This window comes from Lysobacter solisilvae (assembly GCF_016613535.2).
In the GTDB taxonomy this organism is placed as follows: Bacteria; Pseudomonadota; Gammaproteobacteria; order Xanthomonadales; family Xanthomonadaceae; genus Agrilutibacter; species Agrilutibacter solisilvae.
The window spans coordinates 1,892,571-1,909,439 of record NZ_CP071518.1; the positions used below are offsets into that span (position 1 = coordinate 1,892,571).

Consider the following 16,869-nt stretch of genomic DNA (forward strand, 5'->3'; position numbering starts at 1 on the left):
AGGGCCCCATCCGGGCCTGCGCGGCCCCGGCGGCTTCAGCGCCGGCGGCCGAAGCGCGCCTGCATCCCGGGCAGGCTGACCGCCACCACGACCACCACGGCCAGCACGATCTCGATCAGCGCGAACACACGCTCGGGCGGCCGCGACCAGGCCACCATGACGCCGTGGCTGAACCACGCCAGCGCCAGCACGCCGGCCCAGAACGCGGCCTGGCGCGCGCCGCGCAGCGCGGCGACGGCGAGCACCGCGGGCGGCAGCGCGAAGACCGCCAGCGCCACCCACGGGCGGGCGGCCGTGCCGAACCACCACACGAACAGCGCCGTGAGCGCGATCAGCGCCGCCAGCAGCAGGCGTCGGGCAAGGACGGCCGCGGGCGTGCTCATGGGTGCGTGGCCTGCTCTGGAGCCGAACTTACGGGGCCGGACCGTGCAGACTTCATCCCAGCCTCGCGGCAACCGATGCCAGCCGGCGACCGAGCGCGCGCGCGAGCACGGTCTCCTCGTCGCTGGGCTGCGGATCGTCCTTCAGCCCGGCCACGTGGCTGGCGCCGTAAGGCGTGCCGCCCGTGCGCGTGGTGTTGAGCGCCGGTTCGGTATAGGGGATGCCGACCAGCAGGCAGCCGTGGTGCAGCAGCGGCACGTGCATGGACAACAGGGTCGCCTCGTTGCCGCCGTGCATGGTGGAGGTCGAGGTGAACACCGCGGCCGGCTTGCCCACCGGGGTGCCGCTGGCCCATTCGGCGCCCAGGCCATCGATGAAGTGCTTGAGCGGCGCGGCCATGTTGCCGAAGCGGGTGGGGCTGCCGAGCGCCAGGCCCACGCAGTCGGCCAAGTCGTGCCGTTCCACGTAGGGCGCGCCCTCTTCCGGCACGGGCGGCGCGCTGAGCTGGGTCACGGCCGCGACCGGCGGCACCGTGCGCAGGCGCGCCCGCATGCCGTCGACTTCCTCGATGCCACGCGCGACCAACCGCGCGAGCCGGGCGACCGAACCGCCGCGGCTGTAGTACAGGACCAGGATCTCGGGCATGCGATGGCAGGCGTGGCGTGAAGTGGAGGCAAGAGTACCGGATCGGCCCGCGGTGCCGGCGCGGCATGGGCGCAGGGCGTGTGCGGGCCGCCGCAGCGGCCACGAGCACCATCGACCGTGCACCCGGGCGGCGACGACGATTCCCGCTCCACGCCCCCTGGGCTACTCTGCCCGCATGGAACCACTGGATTCCCTCTACCGCTGGCTGGAGGTCGTGCGCGACCGCGCGCGGGCGCGCAGCTTCTACCGCTTCCTGGCCCACCGGTTCTTCGACGACAACCTGCTGCAGGCCGCCGGCGCGCTGTCGTTCACCACGGTGTTCGCGATCGTGCCGCTGTCGATCGTGGTCTTCGGGGTGCTGTCGGCGTTTCCGGTGTTCAACGTCTGGAGCGAGCAGCTCAGCGACTATGTCTTCGCCAATTTCGTCCCGTCGGCGGCCAGCTCGGTCAAGCAGAACCTGCGGGAGTTCTCCGAGAACGCCAAGGGCCTGACCGCCGCGGGCGTGGCGGCACTGGTGATCTCGCTGCTGATCACACTCAACAGCGTGGAGCTGGCCTTCAACCAGATCTGGCGGGTGAAGTCGCCGCGGCCCACGCTGGCCCGGTTCCTCGTCTACTGGACGGTGTTCACCCTAGGCGCGCTGATGGCCGCCGCCAGCCTGGCCATCTCGGCCAAGTTCTTCGACATGGCGGTGTTCAAGACCGCCGCCGGCTCCGCGCTGGAAGAGATGATGCTGCGCCTGGCGCCGATGACCATCGAGTGGGCCGCCTTCGCCACGATCTACAAGGTGGTGCCGCACCGCACGATCCAGTGGCGCCACGCGATGGCCGGCGCGCTGCTGGCCACGTTCGCCTTCGAGCTGGTGAAGTGGGGGCTGGGGATCTACCTGAGCACCTTCGGTTCGTACTCGAAGATCTACGGGGCGCTGGCCGCGGTGCCGATCTTCCTGATGTGGATCTACCTGAGCTGGGTGTCGGTGCTGCTGGGCGCTTCGCTGGCCTCGTCCATCTCCGCCTTCCGCTACCAGCCCATCGCGATGCGCCTGCCGGTCGGCTACGAGATGTACGGCCTGATCCGCCTGCTGGCCCGCTTCAACGAGTCGCGCCGGCAAGGCAAGGGCCTGCACATCGACCAGATCCTCCATCGCGAGCCGCTGCTCACCGACTCCCTGGCCCAGCAGCTGCTCGCCCAGCTGTGCGAGATCAATGTCGTGCGCCGTGCCGAAAGCGGCGAGTGGCTGCTGGCGCGCGACCTGGACGAACTGTCGATGGCCGAACTCTACGAGGCCTGCCAGCTGCGCATCCCGATCGCCGAGGCGCACCTGCCGTGTCGCGACGACGCCCTCGGCCGCGCCGCCGTCGAGGCCATGGACGAACTTCGCATTCCCCTGCGCGACCTGCTCAAGCGGCGCGTTTCCAGCATCCACGCCGATCACCCGGAGTAAGTCCATGCGCCTTCGTCCGCCCGCCCGTGTCGCGGCCTGTTGCCTCCTGCTCCTGGTGGGCGCATGCCGGCAGGAGAAGGCGCCCGATACCGCCGGTCCTGTAGCCGCGCCAACCGCGCCAACCGCGCCGGCCGCGCCGGCGGCTCCGGCCCGCGAGGCAGCCTCCGCCGACGCGCAGTTCCCTACGCTGACGCTGGCCACGCTCGATGGCGCGGCCTACGACCTCGCCGCGCACCGCGGCAAGTGGGTGGTGGTGAATTTCTGGGCCACCTGGTGCAAGCCCTGCGTCAAGGAAATGCCCGACCTGTCGGCGCTGGACACCATGCGCGAGCACGTCGAGGTCCTGGGCCTGGCCTACGACGATTCCGATCCCGATGCGATCCGCGGCTTCCTGGCCCAGCACCCGGTGTCGTATCCGATCGCCCTGGTCGACATGAACGATCCGCCCCACGACTTCGCCACGCCGCGCGGCCTGCCCACCACCTATCTCATCGCGCCCGACGGCAGGATGGTCAAGAAGTTCATGGGCCCGATCACCGCGAAGGAAATCGAGGCCGCCATCGCGCAGGCCGGCGGACCGGAGCCCGGCTGACATGACCGCCATGCGCTTCCTCGTCTCGGGCAAGGTGCAGGGCGTGTGGTTCCGCGCCGGCACGCGCGAGCAGGCGCACGCGCTCGGGCTGCGCGGGTATGCGCGCAATCTTCCCGACGGCCGGGTGGAGGTGCTGGCGGTGGGGGAGCCTGGCGCCATCGAGGCCTTGCAGCGCTGGCTGCATCACGGGCCGCCGATGGCGCGCGTGGATTCGGTGGAGGCGCAGGAGACGACGGTGGATGAGCTTGCGCTGGGGGCGCAGTTCGGGGCGGACTAGGGGTCAGCTCCTTCCCCCGCTTCGGATCAGCCCCTTCCCCCGCTCCGGATCAGCCCCTTCCCCCGCTTGCGGGGGGTGAGAGGACGCGCTTGCGGACCACGGGTCCGCGCTTCATCGAACGCCAGCAGGCTGTGCCTGCTGGCCGGGACGGTTGGGATGGGGGCAACGATCGCCGCGCCACTGCCCCTTCCCCCGCTCCGCGGGAGAAGGTTGGGATGGGGGCCAACGATCGCCGCGCTGCTCAACATCAAATGCAAAAGAGTGGACAGGCCAAGTCCAACGCTTGACCAGCTTCACTGTTGAAAAGCGCCTCGCCTGGCGGCGGGTCACTTTCTTTGCTCGCACACGCACGAAGTGCGAACGGCGAAGCCGGCCCCGAAGGGGTGAGCGCCGAAGGCGCTCATCAAGAAAAGTAACCAAAGAAGGTGCGGATAGTTCCAACTCCAACCGGCCGCATCGTTGACGCCGGGATTTTCCGACGCGCGCCACGACGCATAGGGCGGGTCTTGACCCGCCGGCAGCCTCGATGGTGCTCCGCTCCCGCACTGGAGCTGATCTGGATCCCGCGCCGAACTTCGTTCCCGGCAACCCCTGGCTTGTAGCCCGGGCACGGCTCCTGGTTGGCGACAAGGTGGCGGGTCAAGACCCGCCCTATGTGCTGTTGGCCTCACACCACCTGGTCGTCGAACGGACTTCAGTCTGCAAACTTCGGCAGCCTCGACGGTGCTCCGGTCCCGCACTGGAGCTGATCTGGATCCCGCGCCGAACTTCGTTCCCGGCAACCCCTGGCTTGTAGCCCGGGCACGGCTTCTGGTTGGCGACGCGACCAGGTGGCGGGTCAAGACCCGCCCTATGGGCTGTTGGCCTCACACCACCTGGTCGTCGAAGGGACTTCAGTCCGCAAACTTCGGCAGCGGCTTCACCACCCCGTAGCGTTCCTTCTTCGGCTTCCCGGGAAGCGGATCCAGCGTGACGCGGGCTGGCGGAACCTGCGTGTCGGGGAGGCGATCGAGCAGATCGCGGATCAGGGTCAGCCGGCCGCGCTTCTGGTCGTTGAAATCGACCAGCGCCCACGGGGCGTGCGCGGTATGGGTGGCCTTGAACATCGCCTCGCGTGCGCGGGTGTAATCGTCGTAGTGCTCGCGTGCCTTGAGGTCGATGGGCGACAGCTTCCAGCGCTTGAGCGGATCCTTGAGCCGTTCGGCGAAACGCTCTTCCTGCTTTTCCTGGTCGCAGGCCAGCCAGTACTTGAAAAGCACGATGCCGTCGTCGACCAGCAGCTTCTCGAACGCCGGCGCCTGTTTCAGGAAGGCCTTGACCTGCGCATCGTCCGCGAAGCCCATGACCTTCTCCACGCCGGCGCGGTTGTACCAGCTGCGGTCGAACAGCACGAGCTCGCCGGCGGCGGGCAGGTGCGGCACGTAGCGCTGGAAATACCATTGCGTCGACTCCCGCTCGGTCGGCCTGGGCAGGGCGACGACGCGGCAGGCGCGGGGGTTCATGTGCTCGGCGATGGCGTTGATCACGCCGCCCTTGCCGGCGGTGTCGCGGCCTTCGAGCAGGACCACCACGCGGCGGCCGGTGCCCTGCAGCCAGCGCGCCATCGCCACCAGCTCGTGCTGCAGCTGGTCCATGTGGGCTTCGTATTCCTTGCGCTTGAGCTTGGCCATCGGCGCGTCCTGGTCAGGAGGAGGGAAGAGCGCGGGCCGTCACGTCGGCCGGCGCTTGCGCGGTGCCCTGGGCGGAGCGGGCGCAATGCTGGACACCACTTCCAGCACGGCCGCCTGCTGCCTGGCGTTCATCGCGCGAAAGGCGGCGAGCAACTGGTGCTCGCCGCGGGTGCGCGAGGGATCCAGCGTGCTGGCCAGTTCGCTCAGCAGGGCGCCGGCGGGCACGCCGAAGGTGCGGGCCAGCGCATCGAGCTGTTCGCGGCCCGGCAGTTTCTCGCCCTGCAGCCAGGCGCTGACGGTGGCGGCCCCCGCGCGTGGGATCGCGGTGGCGATGTCGGCGGCGGTCAGGCCGCGGGCCTTGGCGAGCAGGCGCAGGGTGGTGGCCAATGGCATGTCGATCACTCCAGTGCTCCGCGCATGCGAACACGAACAGGTTTCCGCCGGCCGTCGTCGCGCCGCGGTGGGACGGGCCTCACGCGTCGCGTTCCCGGAGCCGGGGGCGCAGCGTGGCCAGGTTGCAGGGGCGCGTGCGCGCATCGAGCTGCGCCACGATGATCTTTTCCCAGGCCGTGCGGCAGGCCGAGGTCGAGCCGGGCAGCGCGAACAGGAACGTGCCGTTGGCCAGGCCGGCGAAGGCGCGCGACTGCAGCGTGGACGTGCCGATCTCCTCGAAACTCAGCGCCCGGAACAGTTCGCCGAAGCCTGGCATCTGCTTGTCCAGCAAGGGCAGCAGGGCCTCGGGCGTGGAGTCGCGGCCGGTGAACCCGGTGCCGCCGGTGACGAGGATGCCGTCGACGTCGTCGTCGGCGATCCACCGGGACACCTGGGCGCGCAGCTGGTAGCGGTCATCGCGCAGCAGCGCGCGCCCGGCCAGCTGGTGGCCGGCGTCGGCCAGCGCGGTGCACAGGTAGTCGCCCGAACTGTCCTGCTCCAGCGTGCGCGTGTCGGAGACGGTGAGCACGCACAGGCGCAGGGGCACGAAGTCGTGGGCGGAGGTCATGCCCGCAGTGTAGGGCGGGCTGGGCCGGCTTCAAAGGCCGGCGGAGCGTGAAGGAAACCACAGGCAGGACAGCGGCGAGTGCCGCCTCTCAGTCCTGGCGCTTCGCACCGGCGGCCTGATCCGTCAGGCCGCGCGAATACCACTGGCTGGCATCCTCGTGCCAGCCCGCGGCCCGGTACAGCGCGCGTGCCGTGGCGTTGTCGGTCGCCGTTTCCAGCGTGATCAACACCGCGCCGCTGTCGCGCGCGAAGTCCGCGGCCGCGTCGAGCAGGGAGCGGCCGGCCCCCAGCCGGCGTGCGCGCGCATCGACGAACAGGTCGTTGAGGATCCACATCGGTCCGGTGCGCACCGAGGAGAAGGTCGGAAACAACTGGGTGAACCCGATGGCGTCGCCGTCATGTTGCGCCAGCAGCACCACCGATTCCTGCCGCGCCATGCGCTGGGCCAGGAAGTCGCGGGCACGCGCCGGGTCGGAGGCCTGCTGGTAGAACACGCGGTAGGCGTCGAACAGCGGAACCAGGGCATCGAGGTCGTGGGTTTCGGCGCGGCGGATCGTGACGGACATGGCGGGTTCCGGTCTGGTAATCGAACAGGGTAGCCAGCGCGCCGCAGTGCGCCCACCCCCGCGCGTGTGCAGTGCTTGCCGGTTCGCGCGTGCCGCCGGGCCTCAGGTCTCGAGCGTCAACTGCGCCAGTTCGTCGGCCTGGTGCTCGTGCTGCAGGCGTTCGATGAGGTCGTCCATGCCGCCCTCGATCACGTGCGGCAGGTCGTACAGCGTCAGGCCTTCCACGCGGTGGTCGGTGATGCGGCCCTGCGGGAAGTTGTAGGTGCGGATGCGCTGGCTGCGGTCGCCGCTTCCGACCTGCAACTTGCGCATCGAGGCCTGCGCCGCGGCGGCCTTGGCCGCCTGCGCCTCGGCCAGGATCGCCGACAGCCGCCGCATGGCCTTGTCGCGATTGGCGTGCTGGCTGCGCTCGGTCTGGTTCTCAACCACGATCCCGGTGGGGACGTGGGTGATGCGGATCGCCGACTCGGTCTTGTTGACGTGCTGGCCGCCCGCGCCGCTGGAGCGGAACGTATCGATGCGCAGGTCGGCCGGATTGATCTCCACCGGCTCGCCTTCGGGTTCCACCGGGATGATCGCCACCGTCGCGGCCGACGTATGGATGCGCCCCTGCGATTCGGTGGCCGGCACGCGCTGCACGCGGTGCGTGCCCGATTCGAACTTCAGGCGCGAGTAAGCGCCGCGGCCTTCCACGCGGGCGATGATTTCCTTGAAGCCGCCATGCTCGCCGGGGCTGGCCGATTCGACTTCCACTTTCCAGCCCTGCCGTTCGGCGTAACGCGAGTACATGCGGAACAGGTCGCCGGCGAAGATGGCGGCCTCGTCGCCGCCGGTGCCCGCGCGCACTTCCAGGTAGATGTCGCCCTCGTCGCGCGGGTCCTTGGGGATCAGGTGCGCGAGCAGTTGCGCGTCCAGCGCGTCCAGCCGCGCCTGCGCGTCGGTGATCTCCTCCTCGGCCAGTTCGCGCATCTCCGGATCACCGCGCATGGACTGGGCCGTGGCCAGGTCCTGCCGGGCGCGCAGTTCCTCGGCCAAGGCCACGGCCACCGGTTCAAGCTGGGCGAACTCGCGCGAGCATTTGCGGAACCGCGCCGCGTCGCCGATCACGCCGGGGTCGGCGAGCAGCCGCTCGAGTTCCTCGCGCCGTTCGGCCAGGGCTTCGAGTTTGCGGCGCAGGGACGGAGTCATGGGGCAGGCGTGGTCGCGAAAGTTGAGGAGGGGATGCAGCGGCAGCGTAGCCGGAGGCCTGGCGTAGAGCCATGAAAGCAGGCGGCCGGCGCAAACCACCGGCGGCATGCGTGCGCCGACAGTGTGACCGAGTCGGCGCTGGCCAGTGAGGCAGGCCGCGGGCCGATGCCTCTATTGCTCGTCGCCGACTCCGGCGTCGAACAGCTTCTCCGCTGCCCGGGCGAGTTCGGCGTTGCCGTTGATGGCGGCCTCGCGCAGTGCGACGGTCGGCGCATGCAGCAGCTTGTTGGTCAGCGCATGGGCGAGGAACTCGAGCACCGCTTCGGGATCCTCGCCGGCGGCGAGCTGCTGGGCGCGCGCGCGCCAGGGCCTGGCTCTTGGCCGCTTCGCCATGGGCCCGCAGGCGCTTGAGCGGCTGAGTGCGCGAACTGGCGGCCAGCGTCTGCACGTAGTGGGCGACCTGCATCTCCACGATCGCCTCGGCCTCGTTCGCGGCCTCGCGCCGGCTGCGGCGGTTGTCCTCGATCGCGCGTTCCAGGTCGTCGACGGTGTAGAGGAAGACGTCGCGCAGGCCCGCCACGTCGGCGGCGATGTCGCGCGGTACCGCGAGGTCGAGCAGCAACATCGGCCGGTGACGGCGGGAGGCCAGGGCGGCGGCGACCTGTTCGCGGTGCAGGACGGGATTGCGCGCGGCGGTGGCCGAGATCACCACGTCGGCCTCGGCCAGGTGCCGGTCCAGTTCGGACAGTGCCAGTGCGTAGCCGCCGTGGCGCGTGGCCAGGTCCTGCGCGTGCGCGAGGGTGCGGTTGGCGATCAGCAGCCGCTTCACCCGGGCCTGCACCAGGTGCCGGGCGGCCAGTTCGATGGTCTCCCCGGCGCCGATCAGCAGCACCGTGGATTCGTCCAGGCGCGCGAAGGAATCCTGCGCCAGTCGTACCGCGGTGGAGGCGACCGATACCGGGTTGGCGCCAATGCGGGTATCGGTGCGCGCGCGCTTGGCGGTGACGAAGGCGTGCTGGAACAGCCGGTCCAGCTGCTGCCCCAGGCTGCCGGCGCTGCGCGCGGTGGCCCAGGCGTCCTTCACCTGCCCGAGGATCTGCGGTTCGCCCAGCACCAGCGAGTCCAGCCCGGTGGCGACACGGAACAGGTGGCGCACGGCGTCGGCGTCGGCGTGCCGGTACAGGTAGGCCTGGAGGTCGCCGGCATCGTCGGGATGCGTGGCCAGCCACTGCGCCAACGCGGCGCCGTCGTCGTCGGCCACGCCGTACAGTTCGGTGCGGTTGCAGGTCGACAACAGCGCGACTTCCCGCACCTGCGGCAAGGCGCGCAACGACTGCAGCGCGGCCGGAATCGTGTCGGCGTTGAACGCCACGCGCTCGCGCAGGCTGACCGGCGCGGTCTGGTGATTGATGCCGAGGACGAACAATGTCATTGCGGGGCGGCGGCGAATGTCCCGTTCAGGGGCTTGCGCTAAGCTGGCTGCTGAAGGCCGCCATTCTACCGGCCGCTGCCCACGCAGGTACCGCCTTGCCGACGTCGCCCCGGTTCCGCACGCATCGTTTCATTCATGGGTGGGCCGGCATCGCGCTGGCCGCACTGCTGGTCGCGGCTCCCGCGTGGGGCTTCGCGCGCAAGGCCAAGGCCCCGCAGGATCCGACCGGCGCCTCGCTCGAGGCCACGCTGGCCGGCGAGTTCGCCCTGCAGGCCGGCAAGCTGGACGAGGCGGCCAAGGCCTATCTGGAAGCGGCCAAGGCCGCCAACGACGCGACCCTGGCCGAACGGGCCACCCGCATCTCCCTGCTGGCCAAGGACAACCGCCGCGCCGAGCAGGCGCTGGCGCTGTGGCGGCGCCTGGGGGGCGATCCCATCGCGCAGTCGGCGGCCCAGGCGTCCCTGGCGCTGCGCCGCGGCGATGAAGCGCAGGCGCGCCGCGAACTGGCCGTCCTGATGGCCGCCGATGATGGCTGGCAGCAGGTGGTCGGCGTGCTGAGCGTGGGCGCGCGCGACCCCGAGCAGTCGGCCCGCCTGCTCAAGGGCCTGGTGGACGACGGCGCGATCCCGCCGAAGCTGCAGGCCTGGCTCGCCTTCGGCGGCCTGGCGCAGAAACTCGACCAGGATGAACTGGCCGAACGCATCGTCGACGAAGTGGTCCGGCGGTTCCCCGGCGAGCCGCGGGTGGCCTTGCTCCGGGCCAGCCAGCTGCGCGAGGCCGGCAAGCCCGACGAGGCGCGCAAGGTGCTGGCCGAGCTCAACGCCAATCCGGCGCTGGCGCCGGAGCTGCGCATGCTGGTGGCGTCCGAGTACGACGAACTGGGCGATTTCCCCGCCGCCGCCGCGACCCTCGCCCAGGGCCCGCAGGATGAGCACACCTACGCCCTGCGCGCCTCGCTGCTGGCGCGTTCGGAGGACAAGACCGCGCTCGGCGCCCTGTACGAGGAGCTGCGCCGCGATGCCGGCAAGCCCGACCCGCAGCGGCGGCTGCTGCTGGGGCAGATCGCCGAGTTCCTCAAGCGCTTCGACGAGGCGCTGGAGTGGTACCGCGGCGTCCCCGGCGGCGACCAGAAATGGCCGGCCCGCCTGCGCACCGCCAACGTGCTGCATGAACTCAAGCGGGCACCGGAGGCCTACAAGTCGTTGCACGATCTCCAGGCCGACGCGGGCGCCCCCGAGGAAGCGCGCCGGGACGCGTACATCCTGGAGGCCGAGCTGCAGAACCGCGACAAGAGTCCCGACGGTGAGCTCGACGCCTACGCCCGTGGCCTGGCGGCCTTCCCGGACGATCCGGAGATCCTCTACGCCCGCGCGCTGGGCTGGGAGCGGCGGGACAACATCGCGCGCGCCGAGGCGGACTTCCGCAAGATCCTGGTCGCCGACCCGGACAGCACCGCGGCGCTCAACGCATTGGGTTACACGCTGGCCGACCGCACCACCCGCTACCAGGAAGCGCTGGAACTGATCGACCGCGCCCGCGCCGCCGAGCCCGACAACGCCGCCATCATCGACAGCTACGGCTGGGTGCTCTATCGCCTGGGCCGCACCGAGGAAGCGCTGGTGGAGCTGCGGCGCGCGTTGTCGCTGCAGAAGGATCCGGAAATCGCCGCGCACGTGGGCGAGGTGCTGTGGGAGCTGGGCCGCAAGGACGAAGCGCGCAAGTACTTCCGGCAGGCGCGCGAACTCGACCCGGAAAACCGCTCCCTCAAGCGCGTGCTCGACAAGCTCGGCCTGGACGACATCGGGCCATGACCTGGCTGCGTGGACCTGCACCGCGCTTCGCCGCGGTCGTTGCACTGGCGCTGGTGCTGGGCGCCTGTGTCTCCCGGCCGACGCGTACCGCGCCGCCGACCGCGCAGGAGGTGGCGACCGGGGAAGCCTGGCAGCGCGCGCGGCACGTTGCGCTGGAGGGCGCCACCCGGTGGTCGCTGAGCGGCCGCATCGCCGTGTCCGCCAACGGCAAGGGCGGCAGCGGACGCATCGACTGGACGCAGGATGGCGACCGGTTCGACATCGCCCTAGGTGCGCCCGTGACGCGACAGAGCTGGCGGCTGAGCGGCGACGCGACACTGGCACGCCTGGAAGGACTGGAAGGCGGTCCCCGGGAAGGGGCCGACGCGCAGCGGCTGTTGCAGGAGGCCACCGGTTGGCGGATTCCCGTGGGCGCCCTGCGCGACTGGGCGCGCGGGCTGCCCTCGACACAGGCGACCGGCGGCGTGGAGACCTATGGCAGCGACGGCCGCCTGGCGCGGGTGACGCAGTCGGGCTGGGTCCTCGAATTCCAGGACTGGCACCCGGCCACGGCCGAACGCCCGGACATGCCCAAGCGCATTTTTGCCCGTAGCGGCGACGCCACGGTGCGGCTGCTGATCGACGAATGGCAGCTGGTGGCGGCGGGCCCTGCCGGTGAGGCTCCCCGGTCGGGAAGCGACGCCGTACCCGAGTGAGGCCGTCCCGGGTCGCCCGGCGCGGTCTGCCGTGTCGACCGACCGGATTGGTTTCGTCCCAGCCTGGCCGCGTGCCCCGGAATGCCCGGTCGGTGCAGTAGTACCCTTGGCGGCCCCGTTCAGCCTGCCGTGCCAAGCATGATCGAAGCCGACGCCCCTGCCTGGTCGAGCTGGCCCGCCCCGGCCAAGCTGAACCTGTTCCTGCGGATCACCGGCCGGCGACCGGACGGTTACCACGCCCTGCAGACCGTGTTCCGGCTGCTCGACTGGGGCGACACCCTGCGCCTGCGGGTCCGCGCGGACGGCCGGATCGTCCGTCACGGCCTCTCCGTGCCCGGGGTTGGGGAAGCCGACGACCTTGCGGTCCGGGCTGCGAAGTCTCTGCAATTGGCGACCAACACGCCGCTAGGTGCGGATATCGTCGTCCAAAAGTCGATACCGGCAGGCGGCGGCTTCGGCGGTGGATCGTCCGACGCGGCCACCGTCCTGGTGGCCCTGAATGCCCTGTGGCGGACCGGGCTGACCCTGGATCGGCTGGCGGAAACAGGCCTGGCGCTGGGTGCGGACGTCCCCGTCTTCGTGCGCGGTGAGAATGCCTGGGCCGAGGGCGTGGGCGAGGTGCTGACCCCGCTGGAACTTCCGCCGGCCTGGTATCTCCTCGCCGACCCGGGGGTTCACGCGCCCACGGCGGCACTTTTCCAAGCCGCTGAATTGACTCGCAATGCTGCGCCCGCGAGAATATCGGACTTCGTTTCGGGAACCGTGCTCGGGAACGCGTTCGAGCCGATCCTGCGCGCGCGCGAGCCGGCCGTCGAGGCGGTGTTCGCGGCGCTGTCGCAGGTCGGTACGCCACGCCTCACCGGGTCGGGCAGCGGTTGTTTCGTCGAGTTCGCCACGCGCGAATCCGCCGAAGCGGCGCTGGCGGCTTTGCCGAAGGGCCTGCGGGCCTGGGTGGCGGCGGGGGCGGGCAGGTCGCCGCTCCTGGATGTCCTTGAAGCGGAGAGGTGAGTGGTCAGGAGTGAGAAACGAGAGCAAAGCGGTCCGCGCCCTCTATTTTTCTCACTCCTCACCACTCACTCCTGCCTTTACAGGGGCGTCGCCAAGTGGTTAAGGCACCGGGTTTTGATCCCGGCACTCGTAGGTTCGAATCCTTCCGCCCCTGCCAGCTTCAAGCCGGTGCTCGTCCAGCCGGTCGTCAGATCCAGTTCGATCAGCTCCAGCTCCATCCGATCCGGCTCGATCAGGTCCGGCTCGATCAGGTCCGGCTCGATCAGGTCCGGCTCGATCAGGTCCGGCTCGATCAGGTCCGGCTCGATCAGGTCCAGCTCGGTCAGGTCCAGATCGATCAGGTTTCACAAGGTGGTCCGATGTCCCGGTGAGAGCTGCATGCGCGCTTTCCCGTGACCGTCCGCCCGCTCCAACCCGGCTTCCTCCCTTTCGACTCGGCCTCCCATGCAAAGCGATCGCAATCTGCTGCTCTTCAGCGGCAACGCCAACCGCCCGCTCGCCGACGCCGTCTGCAAGGAGCTGGGCGTGCGCATGGGCAAGGCGCTGGTGAGCCGGTTCTCCGACGGCGAAGTCCAGGTCGAGATCGAGGAGAACGTCCGCCGCCAGGAAGTGTTCGTCATCCAGCCGACGAACGCCCCGAGCGCGGAAAACCTGGTCGAGCTGCTGGTGCTGATCGACGCGCTCAAGCGCGCCTCGGTGTCCAGCGTGACCGCGGTGGTGCCGTACTTCGGCTACGCCCGCCAGGACCGCCGCCCGCGTTCGGCGCGCGTGCCGATCACGGCCAAGGTCGCCGCCAAGATGTTCTCGGCGGTGGGCACCGACCGTGTGCTGACCGTCGACCTGCACGCCGACCAGATCCAGGGCTTCTTCGACCTGCCGGTCGACAACGTCTACGCCTCGCCGCTGCTGCTGGCCGACATCTGGCGCGCGCACGGCACCGACAACCTGATCGTGGTTTCGCCGGACGTCGGCGGCGTGGTCCGCGCCCGCGCCATCGCCAAGCGCCTGGATGACGCCGACCTGGCCATCATCGACAAGCGCCGTCCGCGCGCGAATGTGGCCACGGTGATGAACATCATCGGCGACGTCGCGGGCAAGACCTGCGTGCTGGTCGACGACATCGTCGACACCGCGGGCACGCTGTGCGCCGCCGCCGCCGCGCTGAAGGCGCAGGGCGCGGTGAAGGTCGTCGCCTACTGCACCCATCCGGTGCTGTCGGGTGCGGCCATCGACAACCTGACCAAGTCGCAGCTGGACGAACTGGTGGTCACCGACACCATCCCGCTGAGCGAGGCGGCCCGCGCCTGTGGCCGGATCCGCCAGCTGAGCGTGGCCGAACTGCTGGCCGAAACCATCCGCCGCATCGCGTTCGGTGAGTCGGTGAGTTCGCTGTACGTGGATTGAGGATTCAAAAGCGGGAACGGTTTCCACCGGATCCGCGGTTTCAAGGGTGGCAGCAAGGCAAGTGGCATGGCGCGGTGACCCCGCATCCTCCATTCCCTGTTTCCACCCTCCATCGGCTCTTCTGGTCGCGGAAGAGTCTTCAATCGCCGCGAGGCGATCTATCGCAACGAAGTGAGTAAGCAATCATGGCAACCGAACACAAGATCTCGGCCACTGGCCGCGAAGCCGCAGGGAAGGGTGCGAGCCGCCGCCTGCGTCGCGCCGCCAGCATCCCGGCCATCGTCTACGGCGGCTCCGCCGCCCCCCAGAGCGTCCAGCTCGACCACGAAAAGACCTGGCTGGCCAGCCAGAACGAGTGGTTCTACTCGTCGATCCTCGACATGGAGCTTGACGGCAAGGTGCAGAAGGTGCTGCTGCGTGACATCCAGCGCCATCCGTACAAGCAGATCATCATGCACCTGGACTTCCAGCGCGTGGACGAGAACCAGGCGCTGCGCGCCAAGGTGCCGCTGCACTTCCTGAACCAGGACAAGTCGCCGGCCGGCAAGACCGCCGACATCGTGGTCACCCACGAGCTCAATGAAGTCGAAGTCAGCTGCCTGCCCAAGGACCTGCCGGAGTTCATCGAGATCGACCTGGCGGACCTGGCCATCGGCGCCATCGTCCACCTGTCGGACCTCAAGCTGCCCAAGGGCGTCGAGCTGCCGGAACTCAAGCTGGGCAAGGAACACGACGTCGCCGTCGTGATCGCCAAGCACGGCCGCGTGGAGACCGAAGAAGCCGCTGCTCCGGAAGCGGCCGAAGTGCCGGCCGCGAAGGTCAGCAAGAAGGAAGAGAAGTAATCGTCCACGCCCGGTGCGCCGCCTGGCGCACCGGTGCGTAGTCGTTTGCGCCTTCGATGGCTGGTTTGCGCCTCATCGTCGGGCTGGGCAATCCCGGACCCGAGCATTCCCGGACCCGGCACAATGCCGGGTTCTGGTTTGTGGACGCCCTGGCGGAAAAGCTGGGCGGCCGTTTCGGGCTGGAAGCCAAGCTGTTCGGCGAGACGGCCAAGGTCGAGCTGGCCGGGCAGTCCCTGTGGCTGCTCAAGCCGGCCACCTTCATGAACCTCTCGGGCAAGTCGGTCACCGCGGCACTGCGCTACTGGAAGATCGAGCCGGAAGAAATGCTCGTGGCCCACGACGAACTCGATCTGCCGACGGGTACCCCGCGGCTCAAGTTCGACGGCGGCGCCGGCGGCCAGAACGGCATCCGGGACATCATGCGTCTGCTCGGCCATGGCAAGTTCGCGCGGCTGCGCGTGGGCATCGGCCATCCCGGCCACAAGGACCGGGTGACGGGCTGGGTGCTGGGCAAGCCGGGTCGTGACGACGAGGCGGGCATCCTGCGCGCCATCGACGACGCCATCGACGTGCTGCCGCTGGCGGTCGCGGGTGACTTCAACGAGGCGATGAAGCGGTTGAATACGGCCAAGCCGTGATCGGGGTTGCGTGATTGGGGATTGGGGATTCGCGCGAATCCCCAATCCCGAATCACGAATGACGGATCCATCATGGGCATCAAATGCGGCATCGTCGGCCTGCCCAACGTCGGCAAGTCGACCCTGTTCAACGCGCTGACCAAGGCAGGCATCGCCGCGGCCAACTTCCCCTTCTGCACGATCGAGCCGAACGTCGGCGTCGTGCCCGTGCCCGATCCGCGCCTGAACGCGCTCAGCGAGATCGTCAAGCCGCAGAAGGTGATCCCCACCGCGGTCGAGTTCGTCGACATCGCCGGCCTGGTGGCCGGTGCGGCCAGCGGCGAAGGCCTGGGCAACAAGTTCCTCGCGCACATCCGCGAAGTGGACGCGATCACGCACGTCGTGCGGTGCTTCGAAAACCCGGACGTCATCCACGTCAACAACAAGGTGGACCCGATCGCCGACATCGAGACGATCGACACCGAGCTGGCGCTGGCGGACCTGGAGTCCGTCGACAAGGCCCTGCAGCGGGCCGAACGCACGGCCAAGACGGGCGACAAGGACGCCAAGATCCGCGTCGAGGTCCTCGGCCGCATCCGCGCCGCCCTGGACGCCGGCAAGCCCGCGCGCGCGCTGGCGCTGTCGGACGACGACCGGGCCCAGGTCCGCGACCTGTTCCTGCTGACGCTCAAGCCGGTGATGTACGTCGCCAACGTCCTGGAGGACGGCTTCGAGAACAACCCGCACCTGGACGCCGTGCGCGCCCGCGCAGTGGGCGAGGGCGCCGAAGTGGTGCCGGTGTCGGCGGCGATCGAGGAAGAACTCAGCCAGCTCGACGATGAGGACCGCGATACCTTCCTCAAGGACCTTGGGCTGGACGAGCCCGGCCTCAACCGCGTGATCCGTGCCGCCTACAAGCTGCTGGGCCTGCAGACCTACTTCACCGCCGGCGTGAAGGAAGTCCGCGCCTGGACAGTGAAGGCCGGCTCGACCGCCCCGCAGGCCGCGGCGGTGATCCACACCGATTTCGAGAAGGGGTTCATCCGCGCCGAGACGATCGCGTACGACGACTTCCTTCGCTACAAGGGCGAGTCCGGTGCCCGCGACGCCGGCCGGCTGCGCCTGGAGGGCAAGGAGTACCGGGTGCAGGAGGGCGACGTCCTACATTTCCGCTTCAACGTCTGATCCGCCGCGGACGCGCGCCGTTGTGCGCAGCAGCAAGTCGTTCCCGGGCGGCGGTTGGTTTGCCCAGACAGGAAACTGAAAAACAGCGTTGACATCCTGCCGGACGAACACCA

The 16,869-nt window shown here is 69.6% G+C and carries 17 protein-coding genes, 1 tRNA gene and 1 pseudogene; 11 read left to right on the forward strand and 8 right to left on the reverse strand.

Annotated features, from left to right (window positions below):
• Window positions 1-35: 35 nt before the first annotated feature.
• Complete coding sequence (locus tag I8J32_RS08285; protein WP_200610643.1) at window positions 36-383, reverse strand: DUF2069 domain-containing protein; 348 nt, start codon at window positions 381-383, stop codon at window positions 36-38.
• 52 nt (window positions 384-435) lie between these two features.
• Window positions 436-1,026, reverse strand: coding sequence for an NAD(P)H:quinone oxidoreductase (wrbA, locus tag I8J32_RS08290; RefSeq protein WP_207526866.1), 591 nt, complete (start codon window positions 1,024-1,026; stop codon window positions 436-438).
• Between the two features lie 175 nt (window positions 1,027-1,201).
• Here wrbA and I8J32_RS08295 point away from each other — a divergent pair, with 175 nt between their 5' ends.
• The 3 genes from I8J32_RS08295 to I8J32_RS08305 are packed head-to-tail and all read left to right on the forward strand — an operon-like array spanning window position 1,202 to window position 3,339.
• On the forward strand, window positions 1,202-2,470 hold the full coding sequence (locus I8J32_RS08295; RefSeq protein WP_200610649.1) for a YihY family inner membrane protein: 1,269 nt from the start codon (window positions 1,202-1,204) through the stop codon (window positions 2,468-2,470).
• Window positions 2,471-2,474: 4 nt separating this feature from the next.
• Window positions 2,475-3,062, forward strand: coding sequence for a TlpA family protein disulfide reductase (locus tag I8J32_RS08300; protein WP_200610652.1), 588 nt, complete (start codon window positions 2,475-2,477; stop codon window positions 3,060-3,062).
• A 1-nt stretch (window position 3,063) separates the two neighbouring features.
• On the forward strand, window positions 3,064-3,339 hold the full coding sequence (locus I8J32_RS08305) for an acylphosphatase (protein WP_200610654.1): 276 nt from the start codon (window positions 3,064-3,066) through the stop codon (window positions 3,337-3,339).
• Window positions 3,340-4,232: 893 nt separating this feature from the next.
• Here I8J32_RS08305 and ppk2 read toward each other — a convergent pair.
• The 6 genes and pseudogenes from ppk2 to hemA all read right to left on the reverse strand — a co-directional run bounded on the left by ppk2 (window position 4,233) and on the right by hemA (window position 9,194).
• Window positions 4,233-5,009: a polyphosphate kinase 2 gene (ppk2, locus tag I8J32_RS08310; RefSeq protein ID WP_200610656.1), complete on the reverse strand. Its 777-nt coding sequence runs from the start codon at window positions 5,007-5,009 to the stop codon at window positions 4,233-4,235.
• A gap of 39 nt (window positions 5,010-5,048) precedes the next feature.
• Entirely contained in the window at window positions 5,049-5,402 is a 354-nt protein-coding gene (locus I8J32_RS08315) for a helix-turn-helix domain-containing protein (protein WP_200610659.1), read from the reverse strand.
• Between the two features lie 79 nt (window positions 5,403-5,481).
• A complete protein-coding gene (gene moaB, locus I8J32_RS08320) occupies window positions 5,482-6,009 on the reverse strand; it encodes a molybdenum cofactor biosynthesis protein B (RefSeq protein ID WP_200610662.1) in 528 nt (175 codons plus the stop codon).
• 88 nt (window positions 6,010-6,097) lie between these two features.
• Window positions 6,098-6,574: a GNAT family N-acetyltransferase gene (locus tag I8J32_RS08325; RefSeq protein WP_200610664.1), complete on the reverse strand. Its 477-nt coding sequence runs from the start codon at window positions 6,572-6,574 to the stop codon at window positions 6,098-6,100.
• A 102-nt stretch (window positions 6,575-6,676) separates the two neighbouring features.
• On the reverse strand, window positions 6,677-7,762 hold the full coding sequence (gene prfA / locus I8J32_RS08330) for a peptide chain release factor 1 (RefSeq protein ID WP_200610667.1): 1,086 nt from the start codon (window positions 7,760-7,762) through the stop codon (window positions 6,677-6,679).
• A gap of 171 nt (window positions 7,763-7,933) precedes the next feature.
• Window positions 7,934-9,194, reverse strand: a pseudogene (gene hemA, locus I8J32_RS08335) (glutamyl-tRNA reductase).
• A 131-nt stretch (window positions 9,195-9,325) separates the two neighbouring features.
• Between hemA and I8J32_RS08340 the strand changes: the two are divergent.
• From I8J32_RS08340 to ychF, 8 genes are all read left to right on the forward strand, one after another.
• Entirely contained in the window at window positions 9,326-11,005 is a 1,680-nt protein-coding gene (locus I8J32_RS08340) for a tetratricopeptide repeat protein (RefSeq protein WP_407061021.1), read from the forward strand.
• Window positions 11,002-11,700: a lipoprotein insertase outer membrane protein LolB gene (lolB, locus tag I8J32_RS08345; RefSeq protein WP_200610697.1), complete on the forward strand. Its 699-nt coding sequence runs from the start codon at window positions 11,002-11,004 to the stop codon at window positions 11,698-11,700. The genes I8J32_RS08340 and lolB overlap by 4 nt, the downstream gene beginning before the upstream one ends.
• A gap of 138 nt (window positions 11,701-11,838) precedes the next feature.
• Window positions 11,839-12,708, forward strand: coding sequence for a 4-(cytidine 5'-diphospho)-2-C-methyl-D-erythritol kinase (gene ispE / locus I8J32_RS08350; protein WP_200610700.1), 870 nt, complete (start codon window positions 11,839-11,841; stop codon window positions 12,706-12,708).
• 81 nt (window positions 12,709-12,789) lie between these two features.
• A tRNA-Gln gene (locus I8J32_RS08355) sits at window positions 12,790-12,865 on the forward strand.
• Between the two features lie 287 nt (window positions 12,866-13,152).
• Window positions 13,153-14,112, forward strand: coding sequence for a ribose-phosphate diphosphokinase (locus tag I8J32_RS08360; protein ID WP_200610703.1), 960 nt, complete (start codon window positions 13,153-13,155; stop codon window positions 14,110-14,112).
• A gap of 185 nt (window positions 14,113-14,297) precedes the next feature.
• Window positions 14,298-14,954 (forward strand): 50S ribosomal protein L25/general stress protein Ctc, encoded by a 657-nt coding sequence (locus I8J32_RS08365; RefSeq protein ID WP_200610706.1) that lies wholly within the window; start codon window positions 14,298-14,300, stop codon window positions 14,952-14,954.
• 56 nt (window positions 14,955-15,010) lie between these two features.
• On the forward strand, window positions 15,011-15,592 hold the full coding sequence (gene pth, locus I8J32_RS08370; RefSeq protein ID WP_200610709.1) for an aminoacyl-tRNA hydrolase: 582 nt from the start codon (window positions 15,011-15,013) through the stop codon (window positions 15,590-15,592).
• A 72-nt stretch (window positions 15,593-15,664) separates the two neighbouring features.
• Window positions 15,665-16,756: a redox-regulated ATPase YchF gene (gene ychF / locus I8J32_RS08375; protein ID WP_200610712.1), complete on the forward strand. Its 1,092-nt coding sequence runs from the start codon at window positions 15,665-15,667 to the stop codon at window positions 16,754-16,756.
• Window positions 16,757-16,869 lie beyond the last annotated feature (113 nt).